Annotated in this window: 3 protein-coding genes and 3 pseudogenes; 1 reads left to right on the forward strand and 5 read right to left on the reverse strand. The window is 59.9% G+C overall.

The features are described from left to right. Window positions 1-95: 95 nt before the first annotated feature. Together FBZ89_RS30345 and tnpC are read right to left on the reverse strand one after the other, a co-directional pair. Window positions 96-1,319 carry an ISL3 family transposase gene (locus FBZ89_RS30345; protein ID WP_211115429.1) on the reverse strand — a complete coding sequence of 408 codons (1,224 nt, stop codon included), beginning with the start codon at window positions 1,317-1,319 and terminating at the stop codon, window positions 96-98. 114 nt (window positions 1,320-1,433) lie between these two features. Further along, window positions 1,434-2,749, reverse strand: a pseudogene (tnpC, locus tag FBZ89_RS30350) (IS66 family transposase); the annotation flags it as partial. Between the two features lie 66 nt (window positions 2,750-2,815). On the opposite strand from tnpC, the pseudogene FBZ89_RS30355 reads away from it, so the two are divergent. Continuing rightward, window positions 2,816-3,286, forward strand: a pseudogene (locus FBZ89_RS30355) (IS5/IS1182 family transposase); the annotation flags it as partial. 300 nt (window positions 3,287-3,586) lie between these two features. Here the strand turns inward: FBZ89_RS30355 and FBZ89_RS30365 are convergent. From FBZ89_RS30365 to FBZ89_RS31310, 3 genes and pseudogenes are all read right to left on the reverse strand, one after another. After that, window positions 3,587-5,434 (reverse strand): hypothetical protein, encoded by a 1,848-nt coding sequence (locus FBZ89_RS30365; RefSeq protein WP_145754820.1) that lies wholly within the window; start codon window positions 5,432-5,434, stop codon window positions 3,587-3,589. A 505-nt stretch (window positions 5,435-5,939) separates the two neighbouring features. Then, on the reverse strand, window positions 5,940-6,752 hold the full coding sequence (locus FBZ89_RS30370) for an IS5 family transposase (RefSeq protein ID WP_211115430.1): 813 nt from the start codon (window positions 6,750-6,752) through the stop codon (window positions 5,940-5,942). A 6-nt stretch (window positions 6,753-6,758) separates the two neighbouring features. Next, window positions 6,759-6,998 (reverse strand): annotated as a pseudogene (locus tag FBZ89_RS31310) (ISAs1 family transposase); the annotation flags it as partial. Window positions 6,999-7,092: the final 94 nt, after the last annotated feature.

Raw genomic sequence — 7,092 nt, forward strand, 5'->3', positions numbered from 1 at the left:
CAACGCCTAAACCACGCTTCATGAACCGCCGTATACGGAACCGTACGTACGGTGGTGTGGGAGGGGGGAGGTGTGAACCTTCCCCCTACCCGATTTCATCGCGGAATACCGGGGAATGCGTTTCTGATTTTGAGGAAGAAGTAGGCATCGTCGCGATATCCATAGGCCATGCGTTTGATGACTTTGATGCGGTTGTTGATGCCTTCGAGGACGCTGGTGTTGAGTGGCCATGCGGCGCTTGCGACGATGCCGTGGAGGTAGGCGGCCAGCTTTTTGGCGAAGCGGACCAGGGGTTCGATGCCACTGCCGTCGGCTTTGTTGGCCCAGGCTTGCCAAGCGGCCTGTGCCGCTTGGATGGAGGGCTGGCGCCAGAGTTGCTTGAGTTCTTCTTTCAGGACGTAGACGGTCATAAGCGCCTGGTTGGCGGCCAGCAGTTCATCCAGACGCACCCCATCCTCGGGGCGCTTCAGGTTTTCCCGATTGCGCAACAATAGCCAGCGCGCCGTCTTGATCACCTTGCGGGCCTTCTTGTCATCACGCAGCCGGTTGGCTTCATCGACACGCACGCGGTTAATGACGTCATGGCCGTATTTGGCGACGACATGGAAGAGGTCGTAGACGATTTCGGCCTGTGGGCAGCGGGCGCGCACCTCGTTGGCATAGGCAGCGTTCATGTCCATGGCCACGGCCTTGATGCGGCGGCAGCCATCCGCCCCCAGGAGGTCGAAGAAAGGCCGGACACCTTCGCGCGAGCGGTCACGGCCAACCCACAACACCCGCCGGGTGTGGGGCTCGATCACCACCGTGGCATAGCGGTGGCCGCGCTGGATGGCGAACTCATCCATCGCCAACAGGCTGATCCCGCTGAGGTCTACTGGATCGAGGGAGCGTTGCAACGCGCGTTTGTCGATCTCCTTGACCGTATGCCAGTCCAGCCCGAAGAACGCGGCCACCTGCTTCACCGGCAGCGCACGGCAAAGGCGGACCACGCTCTCCGCCAGACGCCGTGTTACCCGCGCATGGCGCTCCAGCCAATCCAGCCGTTCCAACCGAGGGCCGCACTGCCCGCACAGAACACGCCGACGCGGCACCGATATCCACGTCGCCGCATCCAAGATCGGAAGGTCCCGCACAACTCGCGTCTCAATATCGTGAACACGCTCACTCGTCTGGCCGCAACCATCGCAGATCATCGGCGAACAAGACGGACGCCCAAGATATATCCATACCGCCGGGTGCTCACCCGCCCGGCGCTCCACTGTCTCAACCCGGTAGCCTTCCCACCCAACGAGACATGACGTAGCTTCTCCATCGGGCAGCGGCGCCCCCCTGGCAGTTTGTGATGTTTGGCGACTACCAGTCTGTCAGAGCGCGCCGTTGTCCGCCTCTACCCGCTAATCCGCGATGGACCTTTTTTATTGCCCGCACCGCAGCGTCTTTTTGCTGCGACCGCAAAAACGGCGACGGCCCCGCCCGGGTGCTCCAGGCGGGGGCGTATTCGGCCCCCATTGGGATCGGAAGCCGTTTGTGACCTTGCGGAAGACGACGGAGGGGCGGATTTCCTGTTCGGACCGGTTATTGATGGGCGGGACGCGCCGGTCGGAGAGGAAGATGAAGAACTTGGCCCGCCAAGCCTTGATCTGGCGTTGTAGGGCTCGCCCGGCGGGATGGGCGGCGGGCAGGCCGAGGAGGGCGTCGAGGCCGCGCTCGGCCTTGGCGGCGTAGGCCTAGAGGGTCGCGTCTTTCAAGCTGGGACGCCGTTTGCTAACGCGGATGGCCCAGCGCAAGTGGTCGCGGACCCTGGGAGCGACGACGGTGTCGCCGCAGTCGATGGCGTATTGGACGTCGCGCAGTACATGGGCGAGGCAGACCTGATGAACTTGGCCCAGGTCCTGTTTCCCGGCATAGCGGTCGGAGACCCAGACCTCGGGCCGGACACCGCCCAGCACCTGTTCCGCCATGGCCCGGGCCCGGCTGGGGGCGATGGTGTGCAGCACCGCTTGGTCGGAATGGAACACCCACTGCCAATGGGTGACCCCGTTCACCCGGGTGGTCGTTTCGTCCGAGGCGATGACCGGGGCGGTCACCAGCTTGGCCTTGATGGCGGCGCACGCCAGGTCCAGGGCGGTGCCCATCCGGCGCAGGCTGTTGGCGATGGCACCCTCGGACATCTTGAGCCCGAACAGGCCCGCCAGCAGGCGCGACAGGCGCTCAAAGCCGACATGGTGGTGTGGTGCAGGTAGGCCAGCAGCGACCGCACGCCGGGCCCGAACGGCGTCCCCGGCGCCATACCAGCCGGAGGCGCCGCCCGATACCGCTTCCCGCAGCACCGGCAACGCCCGCCGAACAACTCCACCCGCGTCACCACAGGACGGATCACCGGAAGGTCGATATGGTCATAGCGGTGACGCCGCCGCTGCCCCGTCTCCCCAACCGCCGCGCCGCAGTGGCCGCAGGCCTCGGCCATCTGCCGTTCAGTCCGATCCGGGGCGGCCGCCAAGGGCCGCGACGTTCCCGGCCGCGACGAACGCACCTTGCGCCGCCGCGCCGCCGACCGCTCCCGCTTCTTGCCGCCAGGACCATCCGACGAGGGGGGCAGATGCGAATTCGACGACGTCTTCTTCGCCTTGCCGACCAGCGCTTCCAATTCCGCCACACGCGCCGCCAACCGCTCGATCAGCGCCATCTGGTCGCGGATCAGGGCGTCCTTCTCAGCACCGCTCAGACGGTACGCGGTGGGCTTTTCCATCCACACGTTGACTCATATTCCCAGCCGTCCCGCAACCCCTTTTGCCAACCCCCTGAGCAATTACGCCCCTTACGCGACTTGGCCATCAAGGTCAGCATGCAGACCCAGCGCCAACGCGGGCAGAAGGTCTATTCCTTCCACGCCCCCGAGGTCGAGTGCATCGGCAAGGGCAAAGCCCGCGCGCCCTACGAGTTCGGCTGCAAGGTCAGCGTCGCCGTCCCCATCACCAAGCCCAAGGGCGGCCTCTTCGTCCTCCACGCCCAGGCCCTGCACACCAACCCCTTCGACGGGCACACCTTGGCCAAGGCCGTCGCCGACATCAAAGCCAACACCGGACGCGAGCCGGACGGCGTCCACATCGATAGGGGCTATCGCGGCCATGACCATCCCAACAAGTTCAAGGTCTGGATCACAGGCCAGGTCCGCAGAACCACCGCCGCCATCAAACGGGAGATGAAGCGCAGGGCCGCCATCGAGCCCATCATCGGCCACCTCAAGGCCGAACACCGTATGGGACGCAACTACCTCAAGGGGCGCACTCCAACTTCTGGGGAGTATTCACCCGCCACTGACACCATACTGCCGCCGCCAGATGAACAGCCGGTTGGTGTTCACGTCGTAACGCCGCGCGGCCGCCGAAGCCGACACGCCAGGCTCGAACGCCGCCGCCACGATCTCCCACTTCAGCGCTCACTCCACGTCCGACGGCGGCGCTTGATACCTATCATGTCCATTATCCCATTCGCGGACACTTTCCACCCTCACAGGTCACACCTCCTTCCATCATCAGCGAACAACATCACCAATGGAAGGCGGCCCTCGGCGGAGGGGTGGCAATTACCATGAAGACAAGGCCGCGCGCTTCCATGTATTGCTGGCGACGCAGTAATAAATGTAGCTCGAATCGGCAGCCAACGTTCCAGTGGTACAGGGTGCACTTGACGACGGGGGAGTGGTACTGGTGGTCAGGGCAATGTTGAAGGGAAAAGCCACGGGAGTGGCACCGTTGCCCGCCATTGGGGCAAGTGAAATGACACGACCATTACCCTTCGCAGACAGGATCAAGTTGATGTCAGGATCCGATCCTCGTACGCTGACCTGGGGGCTACCGGAAGCCGCTGAACCTTTCATCGTCACTTGGTTAGCGCAGATCCCCCCGCAGTCATCAATATATGCGCTGACCCCGTGCGTAGAATTGCCAAAAGCCCAAAAAGCTATTCCTTTCGCACTAAAGAAACCATTCACCGAAGCGTCGCTGCCGTCCGTCCCAAAAACCGGCGAGCCGCCAGCAATCGCCCCTTTCAGAACAGCTCGGTTTGCGCCGCCGCCGCCGTCCAAGATGGCGGCCTGAATTCCATGGGGGTTTTGAAAAGTGATGGCGTCCGTGTTCGTGCCTGCGATCACGGCCAGACCAGACGTGCTTTTCAGTAATGGGGATTTGCCATTGGTGCCTGATGACGAGGTTAGGATATCTATATGGTTTACGTTTCCTAACGCATTATCAAAAATCATAGTGTCTGCCGAAATGCTTTGGCCGCCCGTGTATGCATTACCAGATACGAAGTTAATCCCGTATCCGGCGTTACCTGAAATCTGTGACCCAGATATTAAAAGCTGAGTATTTTTATCAAAAAGATGAATACCGTCACCACCGGCAATACCGATAGCACTTCCATTTATAAGAAATTGGCATCCGCAATCGACAACGTTGATTCCATGCCCATTACGGCTAGTTTTTATTGATGTGCCGGTGAACTCAATTTCTGCCATGTGGCTGTTGATCCGGATATTGTCGCCCGTAGCTGTATCAAAGGCGGTGCCAGAGCCCAAGATAGCGTCGCGGTTCATGGCCAACGATTTGGCGTTATCAATCAGCAGGTTGGGGCTGCCGTTGAAAACGTCCAGGTTAGACGTGGTGAGCCCGCCGAAGCCGCCGGCCATGTGAATGCCGACACCACCACGAACAAACCCTTGGGTTAAAAATAGATCCGCATCTCCACCAGATGACCCGCCGTTGACTGTAATGGCATCCCCATATGCGTTGATGTAAAAATTGGTTAGCGAGACGCCACCACCATGATCAAGCCAGAGTCCACCACCGATATTGTCGTTGTTGAAGTTGGTTTGTCCAATATAGAGGCGCGATAATGTGCTATTTGCTACCCCATGTAGATGCACAGAATAAGCAGTTTTATTTCTAGTTCTTGCGTTAGTGAAACGGATGCCTTCAACCATGGTATCATAGATCAACCCACCGTTGACTCGAGAGCCATCAAACAGCACCGTGTCGGCGGCTGGATCGGGGTTATCATCTACAATCTGAGCCAACCCATCCGACGAAATACCCCCGTGACTAGCGGTGCACACCACAGTTGGATTGATGTGGTATGGCCCTGCCGAGGCGGGCAACCAGGCTACGCGGCCCTGGTTGCAAATCATCTGTATGGCCGACGTGCAGCTGTGAGCGGTGCCGTTGCCGCACTGGGAATCCACCGACCGGACATCGACCAGGGTAGAGTGGTTCCCGAGGACGGCGCCTACTGAATTGACCGTCAGAGAACCCGGTATCGTCACGCTGTCGAATATTGGTGTTCCGAGGCTCTGCGCCTCCGTTGTCAGCGCACACGACAGAGCACCCAGTAGAGCAGGCGCCGCGAAGATGATGCGCGTCTTTGAGATCTTCATGGTGGGGGCATCTATCATTGGGTTAGTTCCATCTAAACGCTCCAAATGCTTCACAGCGGCGATGAGGTGAACGTATGTGTTCGGTTCTGGGGACCGATGGTGCGAGTTTAACCTGAACCGCTAGGGTTCCGCTGCCCATAATTTGTAGATAAATCCCAGGATATTAGCCCCGAAGCGCCTCAAGACGCCGTGCAACGTTGCAAGAGTCAGTTTTTGAAACCCTCCTTATACCAACGAGCGTTAATTACGACCCATTGGCCCACAGTCGAAGTCCAATGGACATGATGCGGTAAGGCTGTTCGACGAGTTTGTTCCAGGCGTGGCAGGGTCACGTCCCGCCGAGTGGTGTAGGAGCGGGCGGTCATCGTGGGGGCTTCGGTAAAGTCTGGTCACCACAACAAAACCTCGACCGAGGGTGACCACGATGACCGACGAGATGATGGCACTACGCTCCATGCCGGAAAAGGGCGCCGATGCTGATGTGCTGAGAGCCTGTTTGACAACTCTAAGGGTGTGCAAGGCGTCTGAAGATGAGGCTGGACATTGCAATCAGGATCACGCCCTTGGACACATCGATGCGGCGTTCGCAGTCGCGAACGAGGCGGTGCCATCTGGTCATCCACCCGAAGGTTCGCTCGACAACCCATCGGCGGGGGAGAACCTTGAAGCCCGGCTCTTTATCGATGCGACGAACGATTTCCACTGTGAAGTCTAGCCAGGCGGCCTTGTCCATCAACTGGGTCCGGTCATAGGCGCCATCGGCAAACAGATGCTTCATCCAAGGCCAACGCTTTCTGATGCCGTCGAGGATCAGTTGCGCGCCAACTGAATCCGAAAGATCGGCGGGCGTCAGATTGATCGCCAGCAAGCGGCCATCGGTGTCCACCGTGATGTGGCGCTTACGGCCCTTGGTCTTCTTACCGGCGTCATACCCTTGCTCGGTTGCCACCGGCGCCTTGACCGTCTGACTGTCGACAACCCCGCCGCTCGGGCTGGCTTCCCGGCCAACGCGCTCCCAGTCCAACATCACCGCGATATCGTGGATCGTCTGAAACAACAACCGTCGCACGAACTGACGGAACCACCAATAAACGGTCTGCCAAGGCGGAAAGCTCGACGGCAGAAGACGCCAGCCGCAGCCTGAACGCACCAAATAACGCAGAGCGTTCAGTATCTCTCGGAAGTCAACCGTGCGCCGCCGCCCGGTGCCGGCATATCCAGGCATCAGCGGCTCCATCAACAACCATTCCTCGTCGGTCAGGTCCGTCGGATAGCGCTTCGTTTTCTTTGCTATGTCGGCCATCCGGCCTCGGTTCATCGGCGGATCCCATGCGGCGGATTTTCTGCGGACTTTGAGGCTGTGCTTGTCCTTTGCGCCGCGCAGGAGGTTCAAGGCCATGTGTCGGATGGTTGCCATGTTCTGGGGGCCGTTGCCGGATCTCAGACGGCTCAAGTCTTCATGGAAGACGACATCGAGCACCCAATGGAGGCGGTTTTCGATATGCCAGTGGGCTCGGACGGCATGAGCGAAGAGGCGGGTGTCGAGTTTTTGAGATGAAATGTAAGGCTCTATTCGTAAGTCGCATTGATTTATGATAGAATGGCGGAAACGTTGGAGTTTTGCCGCCATGGACCACCCGAGCTTTCGCCGCTGGCTT

The sequence above is a fragment of the Nitrospirillum amazonense genome (assembly GCF_007828045.1).
Lineage (GTDB): Bacteria > Pseudomonadota > Alphaproteobacteria > Azospirillales > Azospirillaceae > Nitrospirillum > Nitrospirillum amazonense_C.

Coding starts and splice junctions, on each gene's coding strand:
- FBZ89_RS30370 (WP_211115430.1), bottom strand. CDS start 6,752: ATGAACCGAGGCCGGATGGCCGACATAGCAAAGAAAACGAAGCGCTAT.
- FBZ89_RS30365 (WP_145754820.1), bottom strand. CDS start 5,434: ATGAAGATCTCAAAGACGCGCATCATCTTCGCGGCGCCTGCTCTACTG.